This is a genomic window from Delftia acidovorans NBRC 14950, from assembly GCF_001598795.1.
In the GTDB taxonomy this organism is placed as follows: domain Bacteria; phylum Pseudomonadota; class Gammaproteobacteria; order Burkholderiales; family Burkholderiaceae_C; genus Comamonas; species Comamonas acidovorans.
The window spans coordinates 194,343-212,590 of sequence record NZ_BCZP01000009.1; the positions used below are offsets into that span (position 1 = coordinate 194,343).

14 protein-coding genes are annotated in these 18,248 nt (G+C 67.1%); 2 read left to right on the forward strand and 12 right to left on the reverse strand.

The features are described from left to right. Positions 1 to 30: 30 nt before the first annotated feature. The 12 genes from DA1_RS14190 to DA1_RS14245 are packed head-to-tail and all read right to left on the reverse strand — an operon-like array spanning position 31 to position 15,531. On the reverse strand, positions 31 to 453 hold the full coding sequence (locus tag DA1_RS14190; RefSeq protein ID WP_034393877.1) for a hypothetical protein: 423 nt from the start codon (positions 451 to 453) through the stop codon (positions 31 to 33). Continuing rightward, the gene (gene tssA, locus DA1_RS14195; protein WP_034393874.1) at positions 450 to 1,475 is read right to left on the reverse strand and encodes a type VI secretion system protein TssA; all 1,026 of its coding nucleotides are present in this window, start codon (positions 1,473 to 1,475) and stop codon (positions 450 to 452) included. The genes DA1_RS14190 and tssA overlap by 4 nt, the downstream gene beginning before the upstream one ends. Before the next feature lie 57 nt (positions 1,476 to 1,532). Continuing rightward, a complete protein-coding gene (gene tagF / locus DA1_RS14200) occupies positions 1,533 to 2,237 on the reverse strand; it encodes a type VI secretion system-associated protein TagF (RefSeq protein WP_034393871.1) in 705 nt (234 codons plus the stop codon). After that, complete coding sequence (gene tssM, locus DA1_RS14205; protein ID WP_034393868.1) at positions 2,219 to 5,875, reverse strand: type VI secretion system membrane subunit TssM; 3,657 nt, start codon at positions 5,873 to 5,875, stop codon at positions 2,219 to 2,221. Before tssM ends, tagF begins: the two co-directional genes overlap by 19 nt. A 4-nt stretch (positions 5,876 to 5,879) precedes the next feature. Continuing rightward, a complete protein-coding gene (locus DA1_RS14210; RefSeq protein WP_034393865.1) occupies positions 5,880 to 7,211 on the reverse strand; it encodes a DotU family type VI secretion system protein in 1,332 nt (443 codons plus the stop codon). A gap of 21 nt (positions 7,212 to 7,232) precedes the next feature. Continuing rightward, positions 7,233 to 8,567, reverse strand: coding sequence for a type VI secretion system baseplate subunit TssK (gene tssK, locus DA1_RS14215; protein WP_012205669.1), 1,335 nt, complete (start codon positions 8,565 to 8,567; stop codon positions 7,233 to 7,235). Between the two features lie 17 nt (positions 8,568 to 8,584). Then, entirely contained in the window at positions 8,585 to 9,184 is a 600-nt protein-coding gene (tssJ, locus tag DA1_RS14220; protein ID WP_013802365.1) for a type VI secretion system lipoprotein TssJ, read from the reverse strand. Between the two features lie 19 nt (positions 9,185 to 9,203). After that, the gene (locus tag DA1_RS14225) at positions 9,204 to 9,992 is read right to left on the reverse strand and encodes a PP2C family protein-serine/threonine phosphatase (RefSeq protein ID WP_034393863.1); all 789 of its coding nucleotides are present in this window, start codon (positions 9,990 to 9,992) and stop codon (positions 9,204 to 9,206) included. Then, positions 9,989 to 12,085 carry a type VI secretion system-associated FHA domain protein TagH gene (gene tagH, locus DA1_RS14230; protein ID WP_034393860.1) on the reverse strand — a complete coding sequence of 699 codons (2,097 nt, stop codon included), beginning with the start codon at positions 12,083 to 12,085 and terminating at the stop codon, positions 9,989 to 9,991. Before tagH ends, DA1_RS14225 begins: the two co-directional genes overlap by 4 nt. 42 nt (positions 12,086 to 12,127) lie before the next feature. After that, the gene (locus tag DA1_RS14235) at positions 12,128 to 12,616 is read right to left on the reverse strand and encodes a TssQ family T6SS-associated lipoprotein (RefSeq protein WP_230590829.1); all 489 of its coding nucleotides are present in this window, start codon (positions 12,614 to 12,616) and stop codon (positions 12,128 to 12,130) included. An 8-nt stretch (positions 12,617 to 12,624) separates the two neighbouring features. Then, entirely contained in the window at positions 12,625 to 13,413 is a 789-nt protein-coding gene (locus tag DA1_RS14240; RefSeq protein WP_034393854.1) for a PEGA domain-containing protein, read from the reverse strand. A 9-nt stretch (positions 13,414 to 13,422) separates the two neighbouring features. Then, the gene (locus DA1_RS14245) at positions 13,423 to 15,531 is read right to left on the reverse strand and encodes a serine/threonine protein kinase (protein WP_034393850.1); all 2,109 of its coding nucleotides are present in this window, start codon (positions 15,529 to 15,531) and stop codon (positions 13,423 to 13,425) included. A 615-nt stretch (positions 15,532 to 16,146) separates the two neighbouring features. Here DA1_RS14245 and DA1_RS14250 point away from each other — a divergent pair. Next, positions 16,147 to 16,629 carry an Hcp family type VI secretion system effector gene (locus DA1_RS14250; protein ID WP_013802370.1) on the forward strand — a complete coding sequence of 161 codons (483 nt, stop codon included), beginning with the start codon at positions 16,147 to 16,149 and terminating at the stop codon, positions 16,627 to 16,629. Positions 16,630 to 17,443: 814 nt separating this feature from the next. Then, positions 17,444 to 18,181, forward strand: coding sequence for a GntR family transcriptional regulator (locus DA1_RS14255; RefSeq protein ID WP_013802371.1), 738 nt, complete (start codon positions 17,444 to 17,446; stop codon positions 18,179 to 18,181). Positions 18,182 to 18,248: the final 67 nt, after the last annotated feature.

Here is an 18,248-nt window from a genome sequence, read left to right on the forward strand (position 1 = left end):
CCGTGTGGAAACAGGTGGACGGGGTGGGTGTCATGGGGCAGCCAGCTCCTTGAAAGTGAAGTCCGGGGCCAGCAGGTCCGTGCATTCCTCGCAGTAGAGGTAGGCGATGGAGCGCTTGTTCTCCGCCGTCCCCCAGCCCGTGCCGCTGTCGATGGTCAGGTTGACCTGGCGGCCTCCCTTGAAGCGCACGACGGCACTGGCACTGCAGCTACCGGTTTCATAGGCATGCGCGTAATTGAACTGGCTGCTGGGCTTGGCGTGGCGCAGGAAGTAGCGCGCGCGCTTTTCGTCAATGCGCAGTGAATCGCAATGGATGCTGGGGTCTTCGCTTTTGGCGGTGCCGTCGCGGATCGTGATGCGCTCGATGGCGTTTGCAGGCCGTGCACCGGCATCTGCGAAGGCTGGCGTCGAGAGACCCACGCCCAGGGCCATGAAACAGCATTTGGCATTCATGTCTGCTGGTCCTGCAGGTGGGCGCCCGTGATCACTTCCACCTGGGCCAGGCTGTCGGGCGACAGCTCGCGCAGGATGTCCATGAAGCCCATGCGCATGAAGCGGGCGGCACGGCGGATGAGCAGGGGGGCGGGGTTGGAGGGCTCGGTGCGCTCCACGAAGGCGGCGATCTCCAGCAACTGGGCAATCGCCTGTTCGCGGTTGCGCGCCGGGGCGGGTGCCGAGCCTGGCGCGGGGTGGGCCACCGTGCCGCCCTCTGTGCCGGTTTGTGCGGCCGGATCGGTTTCAGCGTCCGTGTCGGCATCGCCTGTGGACTGGGGCTGCCATTGCCTGAGGGCCAGCAGCAGCTGGCGCAGGCCGTCGAGCTCGGGCTGCTGGTGGCTGGGCAGGTGCTGTTCGCAGCAGGCGCGGATCCGGTCGAGTTCCTGCAGCGCAGGGGTGACGGCCAGCAGGGTTTCGTGGCCCTCGGCATGCGCGCGGGCCGAGGCCATGCGCAATTCGTCGGCGGTCAGGTGCGGCAGGTCCTCGGGCACGTTGCCCTTGGCCATCAGTTCGGCGTCGCGCACGCTGATCTGGCCCAGCGCGCCGCGCAGGAAGTCGGCGTTGCGCAGGTCACGCACAAAGCCTGTCACGTCCGACAGGGTGCCCAGGGCATTCATGCGCATGAAGTAGTCGTCGCCATCCTCGGGCAGGGGGTGGACATGCTCCCAGTGGCGCTCCAGCAGGGCGCCGCACAGCTGCAGGCCCTGCAGCGTACCGGGCAGGCCGTGCAGGATGGTCCAGGCTCGGCACAGCAGCACGGCCACGCGCAGGTCCTTGGTGCGCTGCATCAGGGCCGAGGCCTGGCGCTCCACATCGCGCCAGTCCGGTGGCTCGGCGGGGATGACGGTGTCGCCGAACTGCTGTTCTACCTTGCCCTGGGCAGCGCTTTCCATGGCCTGGAAATCGTTGTCATAGGTAAGGTCCGGGCCGCAGGGCGGCTCGGCGGCGGTCTCGGTCAGCAGGTCCTGGATATTGGCCATGGGCGGGTCGGTGTTGCTTGGGTATGGTGTGGAGTGGACGGTGCGATCTGGACGAACTCAGGCGCCCTTGAACAGCCGGGTGAACAGGCGGCGGTGCAGCACTTCGTGCTGGACCACTTCGTCAGGGGCGTGGCGCGGCGTGGCCGAGATCCACCAGACGGAGGTGGTGGAGCCCGGGCGCATGCAGGCGCGCCAGTCCATGCGCGGCAGGCGCGCGGCGTTGCCTTGCGAGGTGCCCATGTCGAGGTCGGCCAGCAGGCTGTGGATGGAGGCGCTGCCCGGCGTGCGGCCGTCCTGCTGGAACGGCCATTGCAGGGTGGCCAGCCGCTCGTCGAGCTGCTGGGCTGACAGGGGCAGGCGCCGGGCGTCGATGAGTGCATCGCGTGCGCCGCTCAGAAAGCGTTCGATGTCCTGGTCCGACGCCGGCATGCCGGAGCTGCCGTCCACCGTGGCCATGATGGCCAGTGGAAAGAGCCGGCCGATGCGGTCGGAGCTGGGCCCGATCACGCCCACCATGGGCTGGCCCAGGATGGAGGCGGGGCACAGGAAGAACCACAGCGGCGAGTGCACGAAGCGCGTGGACCAGTTGTCGGCCGCATCGCTGCGCAGCTGGTCCATGCCGTTGCGCAGCCACTCGTCCCAGCGCATGGTCAGTGCGTGGGGCATGCGCCGGCCGACGAAATCGCCCTGGCTTGGCAGCTTGCCCCACCAGGCGGCGCAGGGTCGCTGGAGGGTCATGGCGTTCACAGCCGGTCCGGACATTCGAATTCCTCCATGGCCTTGAGCCGGAATGGGTTGAGGACGCTGCTGGTGGTGACTTCCATGCGCAGCTTGCGTCCGTCGATGGTGAAGATGGCCGTGAAACGCTCGGGCGAGTTGCCCGGCAGGATCTGGGCACGGTCGAACAGGCGGTGCAGCGCCCAGGGGCCTTCGGTCACGATGCCGGTGTTCTGGGCGCCGGCGGCCGTGATCTGCAGGCGTGTCTGGCCGGTGCCGCGCGTGCCCGGCCAGGAGACGGCCTTGGGGATTTGCGGGCCGTGCTGGTAGCGCACGATTTCGCCGTCCACGTCCAGCACCATCTGGGAGATGGAGGCGTCCATGTCCAGCGGCTTGATCTCCAGCCGGATACCGGGCGTGTTGCCGCCTGCGCGGAAGAACACGTCGCGGATGGAGGCCGCGCGCTGGAAGGCGGCCAGCGAGGCAGAGCCCCCCACCGGCGTGCCGTCCACACCCTGCTTGAAGGTCCAGGGCACGGTGGAGATGTCCACCATGGTCTGCAGCTGGGTGCGGAAGAACTCGTCCATGGTGCCGCCGGTGGCGAACAGGCGGGCGAAGTCGTCCGTGGTTACGTCGCGCGTGGCGCTGCGCGTGAAGGGGTAGCGGCCCAGGATGGCCCGGCGGCAGAAGTCGCCGATGGTGGCGTTGAGGTTGCCGCCCAGCGTGCTGCGCACGCTGCTTCCCACGAAGGACGAGGTGGACGTGGCCAGGGCCTCGTACATGCTGTTGAGCGGAGGCGGCACGCGCTTGGCTTCCGAGCGCACCTTCTCCAGCGTGCCGCTTAGCGAGGGAGGCACGCCGCCGCCCTGGATCACCTGCTGGCGCGCCGAGGCGATGACGGCCGCCGCCTCGTTGAGCACCTGCAGGCTGGCGGTGATGGGAGCCGGGCCCGAGCCGTTGCTGGTGGCAAGGCGCCGGTATTCGCGGAAGCGGAAGTCCACGATGTCGGCCTCCAGCGTGCCGGTGGCCAGCATGCCGCCCACGTTCAGCGGCTTGCCGGTCAGGCGGCTGAGCTGGTGCTGTTCCTCGCGGATGCGCTGCAGTTTCTCGCCCAGCCAGCTGCTGGTGCTGCCCGAGCTGCTGCCTTCCTGCTGGTCCGGGCGGCGGGCCAGCGTGGTCTCGCGGGCCACGGCGCGGATGAACTGCTCCAGGCTGGAGTTGGCGGACGAGTACAGGCGGGCCTGCTCGCCGGCCTGCTCCAGCGAGGCCGTGCGTATGGGGCGGATGTCGGCCAGGAAGGTTTCCCACAGGCGCGCGTATTCCATGAGGTACAGGCGCTTGACCTCGTTGGCCAGCTGGCCCGTGAGCACTTCCTGGGCCACGCTGCGCCGGCCTTCGGCCTGGCCCAGCACCCAGGTTTCCTCCTTGGCCAGCAAGGTGGTGACCTTGGGCAGCTCGTGCAGGAAGAGGCCGTGGTAGCCGTCATAGGTGAACAGGCCGCTGATGCCCTGGGTGAGCGGCTTGCCGCTGGCACGCGCAAAGACCTGGGGCGCCTCGGGACCGCTGGCACGCACCACGCTGAAGTCGGGCGGCAGCTTGTCGCCGGTGTTCAGCAGCTGCTTGAGGCGGCTGTAGGCGCGCTGGGCGGGCGACATCTGGGCCAGGCGCTGGCGCACCTCGGCGACCAGGTTGGCGTCGATGGGCTGGGCGGAGACCACCACGCGGCCGTCGATGAGGCGGTCCAGGTGCTCGGACAGCTGGTCCACCAGGCCGGCCTGCACCAGATGCTGGGGCAGGGTGTTTTCCCAATCGCTGCGCAGCCAGGCCTTGACGAAGGTGGCGTCGAAGTGGTCGGGCTCGTAGAGCATGAGATAGGCCTTGAGCGTTTCGTAGCTGGCCTCGGGGCTGCCGGTGCTGACCTGGCGCAGCGAGCGCGCGACATGGCTGCTCAGGCGCGGCAGCCAGGCGTCTTCCAGCAGGCGCAGGTAGGTGGCGTGGGCGGCCGTCTGCACCTTGGGCACCTGCAACAGGCCCCAGCGCCAGCCCAGCGGGGCCGATTCCTCGAAGCGGCTGCTCTGCGCCACGCGCGCCGCGTGGTTGAGCATGGGCACCAGGGCGACCACGTTGTCGGGGTCGGTGGCCTTGGATTCCTCCACGGCCTGGCGTAGCGTGCCGGCGTTGTCGGCCACTTCGTTCAGGTAGCGCTGGTTGTTCTCGTAGCTCAGCGTCCAGGCCAGGGCCGCGCCGCCCAGGGCCAGCAGCAGAGCGCACAGGCCGGCGGCCTGCATCAGGCGCAGCTGGCGCTCTTTCTTGGCGTTGCGCCCGGTCAGGCCGGACTCGTTGAACATCACGTCCTTGAACAGCGACTCCAGGAAGTAGCTGCGGCCCTGCTGTGGCACGGCATCGGCCGGCAGGCGGCCACGCAGCGCAAAGCGGCGCGACAGGGCCGACATCACGCGGTCGAAGGGCATGCCCTCCTGCGTTCCGCTGGTGAAGTAGACGCCGCGCAGCAGCGGCTTTTCCTTGAAGCGCGAGGCGGAGAACGCCGCATCCAGCGTGTCGCGCACCACGTCCTTGAGGCCGGCAAACTGCTGGGGCAGGGCGTAGAGCAGGCTGCGGCGCGCAAGGTCGGGCTCGGTCATCAGCCGCTGGGGCAGCAGGCGGTTGATCTGGGCGACCAGTGCGTCGAACTCCTCCATGTACAGGGCGCTGGCGGCCTGCGGGTCGCTGGCGGGCGAGCGCTGGGTCTTTTCGTCATAGGGATAGGTGAAGCCCCAGACCTGGGCGCGCTCCTCGCGGCTCATGGCCCCGAAGAACTCGTTGAAGCCCGCCAGCAGGTCGCTCTTGGTGACCAGCACGTAGACGGGGAAGCGGATGGTCAGCTCCTCGCACAGCTCGCTCAGGCGCAGGCCGATCAGCTGGGCCAGCTGGGCGCGCTCGGCGTCGCTGGCACTGAGCAGCTCCTGCACGCTGAGCGTGACGATCACGCCGTTGACGGGCTGGCGTCCGCGAAAGCGCTTGAGCAGCTGCATGAAGCCCTTCCAGGCTGCCTTGTCCTGCTCCGCATCGCTTTCCTGGGTGGTGTAGCGGCCGGCCGTGTCCAGCAGCACGGCCTGGTCGGTGAACCACCAGTCGCAGTTGCGCGTGCCGCCTATGCCGGGGATGGCGCGCTTGCCGAACTGGGCCGCCAGCGGGAAGTCCAGCCCCGAGTTGATCAGGGCCGTGGTCTTGCCCGAACCCGGCGAGCCGATGATCAGGTACCAGGGCAGCTGGTAGATGTAGCGCTTGTTCCAGCGGCCGAACAGGCCGCCTTCGGTCTGGCCGAAGCGGGTCTTGCTCAGCGTGTCCAGGGCTTCCTTGAAGCGCGACTCCAGCTCGGCCACTTCCTCGGAGCCTGCTGCGGGCGTGCCGTCCGCCTCGCGCGGCGAGGTCAGGCGGGCCAGGCCGGTCATGAGGTGCTCGTTCATGCGCTGTGCGCGCCACCAGCGCAGCAGCAGGCGCAGGAACCAGAGGATGAACAGGCCGGCAATGATCCACCAGCGCACTGTGGGGCTGCCCAGTGGCTGGTAGGGCTGGATGAAGACGAGCGGGCCGACGAACCAGATGAGCAGGCTCAGGGCCACCAGGCCCAGAAGCTCCAGCATGTAGCGGTTGAACAGCCATGAGGCGATGCGACGGATCATGGGATCAGTTCCTGGTCTCGGGTGCGGCAGGCAGGGCCTGCAGTTGCTGGTCACGTTGCTGGGGAGCGACCAGCAGGACGATTTCCACCCGCCGGTTCAGCGCCCGGCCTTCTGCCGTGTTGTTGGGGGCGACGGGGTCGCTGTCGGCACGGCCCTCGGCATGCAGGCGCTGGCGGTCGCGCAGCGAGCCGCCCAGCATCTGGGACACGGCCTGGGCACGTTCCTGCGACAGGTTCCAGTTGGACGGGAAACGCGCCGTGCGGATGGGCGTGTTGTCGGTGTAGCCGTTGACGACGACCTTGCCCGGCACTTCGTCCAGGGCCGCTGCCACGCGGTGGATGACCTGCACGTAGCGGGGCTTGACGACGGTGGCGGCCGGGTCGAACAGGCCGTCGCCGCGCAGGATGACGGTGCTGCGGTCGGCCTCGTCGCGCACGCTGACCAGGCCTTCGCGGATCTCGGGCTCCAGGAACTGGCGCAGCCGCGGCTTGAGCGTGGCGACGGTGGCGGCCGCCGAGGTGCGCGGGAAGCGGATCTCGTTGATGGCGGCGAACAGGTCGTCCGAACTGTTGGACAGCCGGTAGCTGAACCACAGGTAGATGAAGAACGCCAGCAGCAAGGTGATGGCCGCCGCCACCCACAGCGGCACCATGGCCCAGGGCGGCGAGGCCAGGCGTTGCACGCCGCGCCAGTGCACGGACAGCAGGCTGCTGCGGTCGCCGCGCGTGGATTCGATGAGCTGCAGCAGGCGCGCCTTCAGCGTCTCCAGCTGGGCGCGGCCGTTGTCGATCACGCGGTAGCGGCCTTCAAAGCCCAGCATCACGCAGTAGTACAGCAGCTCGATCAGGTCGATGTGCTGGTGCGGCGTCTGCACCAGGCGGGCCAGCAGCTGAAAGAACTTCTCGCCGCCCCAGGTTTCGTTGTGCAGGGCGACCAGCAGGCTGTGCTTGGGCCAGACGCCGGCACTGCCCCAGGGCGTCTGGGCGGCGGTTTCGTCCAGCACCGTGCAGATGCAGTAGCGTGCACCGATGATGGTTTCCATGGGCACGCCGCTGGCGCCTGCGCGCTGCTCGAACTCGCGGATGTGCTCGAGCAGCAGTTGTTGCAGCGCGCGCGGGTCCTCGTTGGTGACCATGGCGCGGATCTGGGGGATGAGGTTCAGCAGCCGGTTGGCGGCGGCCACCAGCGGGTTGCCGCCGCTGACCACGTCGGGCAGGTTGGAGCGCAGCGGCTCCTGGCCGGCAGGCGCGGGCGCGGCGCTGGCCGCGCCTTCGGCACGGCCCGTGTCGGCGTCGCCGCCCCAGGGCATTTGGTGGCTGATGTTGGAACTGTTCATGTCGGAAGATGCGTCGCGCCGTCAGCGGCGGATGGCCCAGAACTCCAGTTGCAGGTCAGGGAATTCGCCGGAGACGTGCATGGCAAGGCCGCCGGAGCTTTGCAGCTGGTTCCACAGATCGTGCGTGGTGTCCACCTCGAAATAGTTGTAGCCCGCGTGGTAGGGAATCTCGCGCGGGGCAATGGGCAGCGGCCGCAGCGTGACGCCGGGCAGGTGCAGGTTCACCAGGTCGCGTATGCGCTCCACGGGGCCCAGCTTGGTCTGGGTGGGGAAGTGGGTGCGCAGGAATTCCGGCGTGGTCTGGGCATGGGCGGCCAGCACGAAGTCGCAGGTGGTGAGCAGTTCGGTGGACGGGATCAGCGCCACGCGCACGCCGTACTGGCGGTCGTGCAGCGGGATCTGGATGGCGTTTTGCTCCAGCACCGAGGACAGGCTGCGCCGCAGCTCCAGCATCAGCGGCGGGAAGCTGCGCCGCAGGTCGTCATGGTCGTAGGCGGGCAGCACCTCGGGGCGGCGCCGCTCGTGGTCGAAGGTGGTCAGCTCGGCGGCCAGGCGCAGCAGTTCCTCGAACAGGCGCTCGGGGTGGATGCTGGCGGTGCGCACCCAGTGCTGGGCCGCGCCCGTCCAGTGGTTGATGAGCTGCAGCAGCAGGAAGTCGCCGACCTCGCCGATGCCGCCGCGCTCGGGCTGGATCATGCGCTGGGCCAGCACTTCGCCGCGCTGGCGCAGCAGGCCGTGGATTTCCTTGCAGAAGGTGTTGAGCACCGAGCTGGGCCCGTTGTTGACCACGGTGGGGATGAAGCCGGGCTCCAGCAGCACGCCGCCGCTGGCCTGGCGCTCCACCACATGGGCCACGGGCAGGCTGACCCAGCCTTCGGTCAGCTCGTGGGCGGGGCGCAGGCTCAGGCGCAGCCGGCCCAGCTGCACCTCGGCGGGCTGGGCACCCACGTCGTTGCTGTCCGCCACTTCGGTCACGTCGCTGAGATAGCGCGCAGGGCTCTGGGAGCCTTCGCCAAAGGTCACTTCGCTGCCCGAGAAGCGGCGCAGCGGCAGCGCCAGGTGGACCACCACGTCCTTGAAGTCCTTGCCGATGTCCAGCGGGGTGGGCGCCTCGTCGTCGCCCGGCAGCTGGAACGGCGTGCCGTCGGGCAGCACGCCGTGGGCCGAACGGATTCCCAGCTTGCCCATGCGCAGCAGATCGGTGTCCAGCTCCAGTTCCGAGAAGCCCCAGAAAAAGGGCTGCCCCGGCAGGCTGCGTGACTGCAGTTGCCGGAACAGGAAGCGCTCCTGCTGCTGGAAGTGCTGGGGCCGAAGGAACATGCCCTCGGCCCAGATGACTTTGCGTTGCCAGACCATGGTGGATAGATGTGCGTTTATTGGGATGCGGGTTGAATGCGGACGGTGACCTCTTCGCGGGTCAGGTGCACCTGGTAGCGCACGGGCTGCAGCTTTTCGGTGGAGCCCATGCCCCACCAGCGCCGGCGCAGCTCCACGGAGTTGGGCGCGACGGCCGAGGCGCGCCAGGTGCTGCGCTCCAGATCGCGGTAGGCGGCGAACAGGCCGAAGGCGCGCACATCGGGGTTGCCCTTGCGCTCTATGACCTGGCGCTGGCCGGGCGCGACCAGGAATTCCTCGCGCCGCACGAAGTCGCTGCCCAGTTGGCCGTCGTCCTTGTCCTGCAGGTCGAAGAAGCCGGCGCGGTCGAAGGCGGCGGAGGCGCGCAGCTCGTAGATGCGCAGCAGAACGGGCTTGGGAATGCCTTCACGGTCCGGGTTGATGTCCATGTCCGCCACCACCTCGAATATGGCGGTGGGCACGGCTGTGGGCGCCACTTCGGGCGCGCGGCTCAGGGGGTTGAGGGAGCCGCAGCCGGCCAGGCCGGTCACCACGGCCGTGCCCAGGCCCAAGGCGCCCAGCGTTTGCAGCGCCTGCCGGCGCCCCTGCGATCCCTGCGGTTCCTCTGATCTCCACATGGCTTCTCCTGTCTCGATGTCAGTCATTGGTTTCACGCGGGCAGATCCACACCGTCAGCGCGCTGAGGTTGTCCTGGTGCGGATTGCCGCTGGATACGACGCGGCCGACCATGCGCTGTATCCATTCGTCGGGGCGCTGGCTGGCGGCCAGCAACTGCTCCATTTCCGACTCGTGCATGCCTTCCCACAGGCCGTCCGAGCACAGCAGGAAGACATCGCCGGCCTCCAGGGCCACGGCGTCGGCGCGGATGCTGGGCGGCACCTGGCCCTCGGCGCCAATGGCGCCGGCCAGCACGTTGCGGTTGGGCAGGCGGCGCGGGTCGTTCTCTTCGTACAGGCCGGCGTGCAGCAGCTGCTGGACCAGGCTGTGGTCTTCGGTGCGCAGGTGCATGCGTCCCGCGCGGAACCAGTACAGGCGCGAGTCCCCCCAGTGCGCCCACAGGGCACGGCCCTGCTCGGGATCGATGCACAGCACCACCACGGTGGCGCTCATGTGCATGCGAGAGACCGAGGTGGACTGCTGGCCGCTGACGCGGTGCTCCGCCTGGGAAATCAGGGAGGCCAGGCTGGCGGGGGCGAACAACGGGTTCTGCCGGAAGCCATCCACCACGGCCTGCACGGTGAGCTGGGCGGCGAGCTCGCCGTGCCCGTGTCCGCCAGCGCCATCGGCCAGCGTGCAGCACAGGCCGCCGGCGCCCAGGTCCATCAGGCCCATGGCGTCTTCGTTGCTGGAGCGCCTGCCGCTGTGGGAGGCGCTGGCCACCTGGATGCTGTAGCGGTGGCCGGCTCCGTCGAGGTAGGCGATCACGGCTGGCCTTTCACGGACTGCTCGGCGTTTTCGTAGGCCTCGACGAAGGTGCGGCCCGAGAAGGCCATCAGGTCGTCCTCGGCATGGCGGCGCAGCACGTCGAAGTTGTGCTTGTAGTCGTCCCACAGCGCGGCCTTGCGGCCATTGGTCAGCAGCTTGTCCAGCAGGCCGGGGTTGGTTTCGGTGCGGCGCTCCAGTTCGGTCGGATCGAACCGGGTCAGGGCCTCGGCATAGGCGGCGCGGATGCCGGCCATCAGGGCCAGCTGGTGCACATGCAGGTCCTGGAAGGCGTCCTGCATGGCGGGCAGCGGCTTCATGAAACCCGGGAAGGTCTGGTGGACCATCTGCATGAGCACGCCCTCGGAATTGGGCAGGAACTTGAGCGGGTTGTTGGCCCCCGTGGCAATGATGGTCACGCCAGCGCGGAACTCGCGCTTGATCTCGGAGCGCGCGGCCAGCAGGTCGATGGTTCCCTGCACCGCAATGCGCAGGGCTTCGCCGAAAGTGCGCATGAATTCCGGTGTGACCTCGAAATGGGTCTTGGCCGGGTTCAGGCCTGCGCCCTCCATGAAGGCTGCGGCCAGTGCCTGCAGATCGGCGTTGGCGGCCGGTTGGGGCTGCACGGGAATATCGACAGGCGCGGCGGTGGAGGGCAGGGCGCCGATGGGGATGGCGGCGTCGCCCTGGCCGAGGATGCTGGAGGCCGCGGGGATATTGACGTTGACGCCTGTGTCAAGGGGGGGAGCCGAGGCAACGGCAGCCCTGGCGACGGGCGCAACATGGGCAAGACCGGACTTGAAGAGGTCCAGATCCAGTCCATTGGTGGGCAGCAGACCGTCCAGCGCGGCCGGCTCGGCGGGGATCTGGGGCACGGGCGCCGGGACAGGCGCGGCAACCGGAATGTCCTGTGCCTGCGTCGGTACCTGCGCGTGTACCTGCGTCTGTGCCCGCGCCTCTACCTGTACAGGAAGCTGCTCCTGCACTGCAGGAATCACGGTATCGATCACAGGTGGGAGTGCGGGCTGGACCGGTGCTGCCGCCTCCTGCGGTGGCACCGGCTCTGCGGGCTGTGCATGCGACTGCATGCGTGGCAGATTGAAGGCCTGGCCCAGTTCGGAACCCCGGCCCGAGGCCTGCTGCAGCGGCTGCGCATCGGGGGGCAGGCCGCCCTGGTCGAACAGCGCAAGCGGGTCGAGCTTTTGGGATTGCTCGAAGCACGAAGGCAGGCCGGTATGGGAGGCATCATGCAAGGCCTCGGTGCTCAGGCCCTTGAGCGGCAGCGTGTGGACCATGCCGTCATGGCGCTGCTGTATCAGATCGCCCGTGCCTTGCGATGGCAGGCCGGCCCAGCCTTCCTCCTGCTGCCGAGCCTGCTGGGGCGGCGGAGCAAAGGGGTCGAAATCATTGGGGATCAGCAGGGGGCGATGCTGCGGCTTGGCGGGCTGCGGCATGGCCAGTGCAGCCTGCTCGGGCGGGATGGCGCTCTCGATCGAAGGCACGGCAGGGGTCTGGATGGCATCCAGGCTCAGTGCCGTCAGGCCTTCCCAGGGATCGGCGATGCCGGGGGCGGCGGCAGGCAATACGTCTGCCAGCGGCGCTGCCTCTGCCGGCGGCGCTGCTTCCGGCAGCGGGGGCTGGGAGGCGACGGGAGGCGGGACGATCTGGGGCTGCGGGGCGGCTGTGACGGGTGGGGCCGCTGCCTGCGTTGCTTGCGCGGCTTGTGTGGCTTGCGCGTTTTGCATTGCAGCCGAAGGCGGTGCCTCGAAAGGCGTGCCCGGCGCCACGGCGGCCAGGGTGTAGGCGCCGATACGGATGCGCGCACCCAGGGGCAGGCCCACTTCCTGGCCCGAACGCACGGGCTGCTCTGCCACCCAGATGGGATCACGCTCGCTCAGGTTCGCAACAAAGGCTCCCTCGGAATCCAGCCTGACCATGGCGTGCACGCGCGCGACGGAAGCGTCCGGGTCCGAGATGATGAGCTTGTTCTGGCCACTGCGTCCGATCGTGCCGCCGGCCATGCCGAATACGGCATGCCAGTGGCGATCGACCGGAACGCCATCGTGGTCCACGACCCTGAGTTCGATTTTGTCCATGGAGTCTTAGGCTAGGCAGTTTTCAGGAAGCGTCGGGATGCCTCAGGAGGCTTTGCGCGCGGGCGCAGGGCGCTTGTTGCGCAGCGCGGCACGGGCGTTGTTGAACTCCCGGCCCCAGATGGGATGGCCCTTTTCGGCCTCGGTCAGCTGGAAGGTGGGGTCCAGGGCCAGGGCCATGTCGAAGTGCTGACGGCAGGGCTTGCGGCGGCCTTCCACGCAGTGGCTGAAGGCGATGTACTTCAGCGCCTTGACCTGGCTGCTCATGGGCAGTTCCTGTGCGGTGGACAGGGGCGTCAGCGCCGTGATGGCGTCCTCATAGCGGCCGTCCACATAGAGCTGGATGGCTTCGACCAGCTCCTGCTCCTTGATCACCACGGGGTCCACGGGCTTGACGGGCTCCGGAGGCTGGACCACGGTCGGGGCCGGCTCGGGCTCCACGGGCTTTGGCGTGGTTTCACACGCGGCCAGGCCGAAGGCAACGGCCAGGGCAAGGGTCAGGCGCTGGATGGAGTGAGGAATATTCAGGGTCATGGACATGGTCAGCGGGCATCAAAGTCATGGGAAAGGGTCACCGACTGGCCGTCGGTGATGCGGATCACCTGCCGATAGCTCTCGAAGCCGGGATTGCGCAGCTCCACCGTGTGGGAGCCTGGCGCCAGCTTGAGCAGCACGACGGGAGGGGTGACGCCGGACGGCTTGCCGTTGATCAGCACATTCGCCCAGGGGCTGACCCTCAGGCGCAGGTTGTGATCTGTCCGTGGCGTCTCAGACCGTGCGGCCAGCGCGGCGGAGCGCGCTGGAGCAAGGCCGGGTGTCAGGGCGGTGATCGAGGTGATCACGCGGCTGTTCAGTGCAAAGCCGCCGGCCGTGGGTGCCGCAGGCGCCGTGCGCAGCCGCTGCGCGGAAGGGCAGCGCTGGATCCAGCGGTCCTGGGCGCGGCTGTAGGCGTCCCGCCACGGTGTGCCCGTGGTTTCGTAGGCTTGCAGTGCAAAGCCCGGGTGTGCGGAGAACGCGGAGTCGAAGGCCGCCTCGCAGCGCGCCCATTCCTTGTGCGTGCAATAGGTGTAGGCCAGGTACTTGTGGGCGGAGGCCCGCTCCATGGGATCGGCCAGCCCGCCAAACAGCGCCGCCTGCAGCGCACGCTCGGCCTGGGCCAGGTCGCGCGCCTCGAACAGCGCAATGCCCTGCGCCAGCTGCGGGCGTCCTGCCGAGCCGGTTTGGGTGGGCGCTGCCTCTTCGCATGCCGCCTGGGAATGCGCCAGGCAGGGCAGGCCGAGCACTGCAGTGCACAGCATCCATCGCCAGCGGTGGTTCATCAGTCGAGCCATGGGCCGCGCTCATTCGAAAAGATGGTTCACGGTCACCGACTCGCCCTTGGTGACCGTGATGGTCTTGGTCACCGTGGAGGCCGCACCCGGGTTGCTGATGTCGATGCGGTACTCGCCCTCTGGAAGCTCCATCTGGGTCAGCGGCGGGCTGGTCCGCGCAGGGGCGCGGTTCACGGAGACATAGCCCCAGGGCACGACCCGGAACACCACCTTGCCCGTGGCCGCTGCGGGCTTGACGGGGCGGGCCTCGGTCTTGGACGGCTCGGTGGGCAACGGCTCGGACCCGGTGGCCACCGTGACGGGGACGACTGGCGTGCTCTGCTCGGGCTGCGAAGGGGCAATCTCGGGCACCGCGGCCTGCTGCTCGGGCGAGGTCATCGGCTGCACCTGCTCCGTGGAGGCCAGCGAGGCCTCGTTGAGCAATTGCTTGAGCAGCGCCTGGGCCTCGGTGCGGTGCTGTCCTTCGGGGAAGCTGTCCAGGTAGTCCTGCAGGCGGGCCAGGCTGGACTGGCTTTGCGCCTGCTGCCAGGCCAGGCTGTCGCGTGCTGCCAGGGTCTTGGCGCGTGCCTGGTCCTGGGAATGGTCGTACCACAGCACGCCGCCGCCCGCGATGGCAGCCAGCACCAGGGCGCCGATGGCCAACGGTACGGCCATGCTGCTGCGCCTGGCCTTGGGCGCAGCCTGGGCCCCCGCAGCTGGAGGCCGGGCAGCCGGAGGCTTGGCCTGGACGGCCGGCGCTGCGGCGGGCTGCTCGGGAACGGGTGCAGGTGGTGAAGCCGGGACCGGAGCCTGAACCGTAGCCTGAGGCGCCGGCATGCCTTGCAGTGCCTGGTCGATGTCGATGAACGGCCCGTTGCCCAGGCCCATCGGGTCGGCTGCAGAGGCCTGGGGCGCAGATGGGGGTGCCATCTGAGGCGTGGCCATGGCAGCAGGTGTGCTGGGGGCCGGTGATGCCGGGGCCACGGGTGGAACCGTTGCAACAGGCGGCATGGGCAGCACAGGTGCTACAGGTGCTGCAGGTGCCACAGGTGCCACCGGCATGACCGTCGCCACGGGCGCAACCTGTGGGGTGGGTGCGGGAACGTAGGTTTCCGTGATCGGCAGGAAACGGGGTGCCTGCGCGGATGCCGACTCGCTGGCCATGGCGGCCTGAACGGCCGCAGGCGTCGTGATCGGGATGTAGATGGGGCTGGCGCTGGGCTCCACAGGCGCAGGCGCCGCCCGGCTTTCGGCAGACAGGCCCAGCAGGCTGCGCAGTTCGGCAATCGACTGGGGCCGGTCCTGCGGGCGCACGGCCAGGGCTTTTTGCATGCCCTGCAGGAAGGCGTCGGAGTAGCCGGGAACCTGCTCGGAAGTCAGCGGCTGCATGGGGTCCGTGACCATGCGCGCCACCGAGGTGGCAGGAGTGCGGCCCGTGGCGGCCTGGTGAATGAGGGCGCCGACCTGGTAGATGTCCGTCCACGCGCCCTGGGGCATGGCGCCGTCGTCCACGTACTGCTCGATGGGCGCAAAACCGGGCTTGAGCACCATGGTCAGCGCCTGGGTCATGTCGCCGATGATGCGGCGCGCGGCGCCGAAATCCAGCAGCACGGGGCTGCCATCGCGCTGCACGAAGATGTTGTCCGGCGCGATATCGCGGTGGAAGCAGTCCTGTGCATGCAGGACCTCGAGCACATCGAGCAGCGGGGCCAGCAGGGTGCTGAGCTGGGCCTGGTCGATGCGGCCCGACGATGCCTGCAGCACGCGGCCCAGCGTCTGGCCCTCGTAGTGGCGCATCACCATGTAGGCCGTGCCGCCGGCTTCGAAGAATCGGTAGACATGCACCAGGGTGGGGTGCGAGAAGCGCGCCAGCAGGCGGGCCTCGTTGATGAAGCTGCGCAGCCCGGCGTCGAACGCGCCACGGTGCTGCGAGCGCACATGCACCTGATGGGAGCTTTGCCGCCCGGCCAGGGCCGAAGGCATGTACTCCTTGATCGCGACCTCGCGGTCCAGCGAGAGGTCACGGGCCTTGTAGACGATGCCGAAACCGCCTTCGCCGATGACATCGAGCACGCGGTATTCGCCAATCTGGACACCTGCCGGAAGGCAGTTGGTCGAACATGCTGCTTCGCTAACCATGCAATCCCACCCAAGATGTTGTTTCACACCCTGGCGGGCGATGTCTGTCGCGCAGCCAGGGTGCCGAACCTGTTCGAGGCCATTGGACAAGGAGAAAGCCGGCATCACACCGGCAATCTGTCTCTGTAAACCGTTGGTTTTCCTCAATCAGCCTATTGTCTGAAGCCAGGGGCCAAAGACGAGCGTCATGGATTCGTCATGAATACAAGATCGTATTTCAATCGGACTCCGAATGCGGCGTGAGTGTAGCTTGAGTTCCGCAAAAAGCCATGACACGAATCGAATGGATATGAGGTGGATACATTTTTTTTCAGATGTATCCGCCGTAACAATTCAGTCTGCTCAATTGTTTGTATTTTGCCGGCCTTATCCACTATCATCGCGGCTCCAACAAAGGAGGGCGGTTCACGACAGTGAGGATTGCAGGCGATTGTCAATACATTCCTTGACCATCCAGGGTATGCGCCGCACTGATCTGAATCACGTGTTAAGTGAATCGGTTTCGTGCGCTCTACCCGAGAGTGGTTTCCCCTTTGTTCGCGTGTGAACTATCCGATGCAATCAGGCTATTGGGTTGCATGCGAACGTTTAATCCATTAGTTCGAGAGGTGTGCAATGTCCGTTGATATGTTCATGAAGGTCGAGGGCGCCAGTGGCGAGTCCCAGGATTCCAACCACAAGGGCTGGACCGACATCGACTCCTTCACCTGGGGTGCTACCCAGCCCAACACCATGTCCAGCGGCGGTGGTGCCGGTGCCGGCAAGGTGAGCTTCCATGACCTGAACGTCATCGCCAAGGTGGACAAGTGCTACCCCGCCGTGCTCAAGCACTGCGCCACGGGCAAGCACCTGGGCCAGGTCGACATCTCGCTGTGCAAGGCCGGCGGCTCGCAGATCGAGTTCACCAAGATCACCCTGACCGACGTCATGGTGACGAACGTGACCGTCAGCGGCGCCAACTCCTCTGACACCGTGACCGTGAACTACTCGTTCCAGGCTGCCAAGGTCAAGACCCAGTACTGGGAACAGACCAACCAGGGCGGCAAGGGCGCCGAGAGCCAGATGGGCTTCAACATCAAGGAAAACCGCGAAGCCTGAGCTTCCTCCCGCAGCTGTGCTGCTGCGGCAACCCGCGTCGGACTCGTCTGGCGCGGGTGTTGCCGTGGACAGGCGGGAATATGGCCTCCATCTATCGATGGAGGCTTTTCAGTATGGAAAGTCGAAATTGGGCTGTTGAAGGAATATCGGAGAGACGTGCCTTGAGGCCGCGTGGGTAACCGCGTGCCTGGCTGGTTTTTGTGTCATTTTTTTGACGTGGGCCAGCTTTCCATTCCTGTCAAAAGCTGAATGTCGTTAGGCTTGTCAATCTTTGACAAACACAAAAACCCATGGCCGCGGGCATGGGGAATCGACTTGCTCGCTGCACTATCAATGTGCAGAAAATTTCTGATAAAAATGGATTGCCGTGGATATGCGCAGGATTACCGCGCGTGGGTTCCTGTGTCTATTGATCAGGCACATTGAATGCCTGGTGCCGGGGCCTGCGAACCGTTGTGGTGCGTTTGGCCCGTACTGCGGCGAGTGGCGGAGCATACACGAACATCGGACGTTGTCGAGAATATTTTTGCCGGTCCAATTATTAAAACGCAATTCGTTTCTTTAATAAATTCCACTGCCAACTTGTGTACAAGAAAGAGTACTAAATGCGTGAATGGACCATTGCCCATTGCCGGCGTGCAAACCAGTCAGAGAGATTGCAGCAGCAATCGGCGTATACCCTGTCACCGCCCGCAAATCTGCCCGGTGCCGCAGGCATGGCTTCGCTCTTTTCCACCGCCTTGAGCCGGGTCTTGGCTGGCCTTGGCTGTCGCCAACGGCAGGGGCGGTGTTCTCCAACCGGCATGGCAGTCGCATGAGCATCGCGGTTGCCTCCCCGCCCGTGTGCGAGACGCGCCAGGGGCCTGCAAGCAGCGCGCACTCGCTGGCCGCGCAGATCTACGCTTGCCTGAAGAACGACATCTTCGACTTCCGCCTGCTGCCCGGCGACCGCTTCAGCGAGGGCGAAATCGCCACGCGCATGCAGGTCAGCCGCACGCCTGTGCGCCAGGCGCTGTTCTGGTTGCAGCGCGATGGCTATGTCGATGTGCATTTCAAGAGCGGGTGGCAGATCAAGGCCTTCGACTTCAAGTACTTCGAGGATCTCTATGAGGTGCGAACCCTGATGGAGACCAGCGCCGTGGCCAGCCTGGTGGGCGAATCGCTGAAGTCATTGCAGCCGTTGCGCGAGGTCTGGTGCGTGCCCGAGGAGCAGCGCGAGACCGACCCCGCCGTGGTGGCCTCGCTGGACGAGGCCTTCCATACCGGCCTGGTGGCTGCAACCGGCAACCAGGAGATGGCGCGCATCCACCTGGACATCACCGAGCGCATCCGCATCATCCGGCGCCTGGATGTCATCAAGCTGCCGCGCGTCTCGGCAACCTATGACGACCATGCCGCCATCCTCGCGGCCATCGAGGCTGGCGATGCGGCGCGGGCCCAGTCCTGCCTGAGGGAGCACATCGCCGACAGCCGGGCTGAGGTCAAGCGCATCACGTTCTACATGCTGCAAACGGCGCGCGAGCGCTATGGCGCCCTGACGCAGATGGCCTGAGGGCCGCAATGTGTTGGTGGAGGGCCTCTTCGGAGGCCCTTTTTCATGGCCGGGGCGCTGCGGGAAG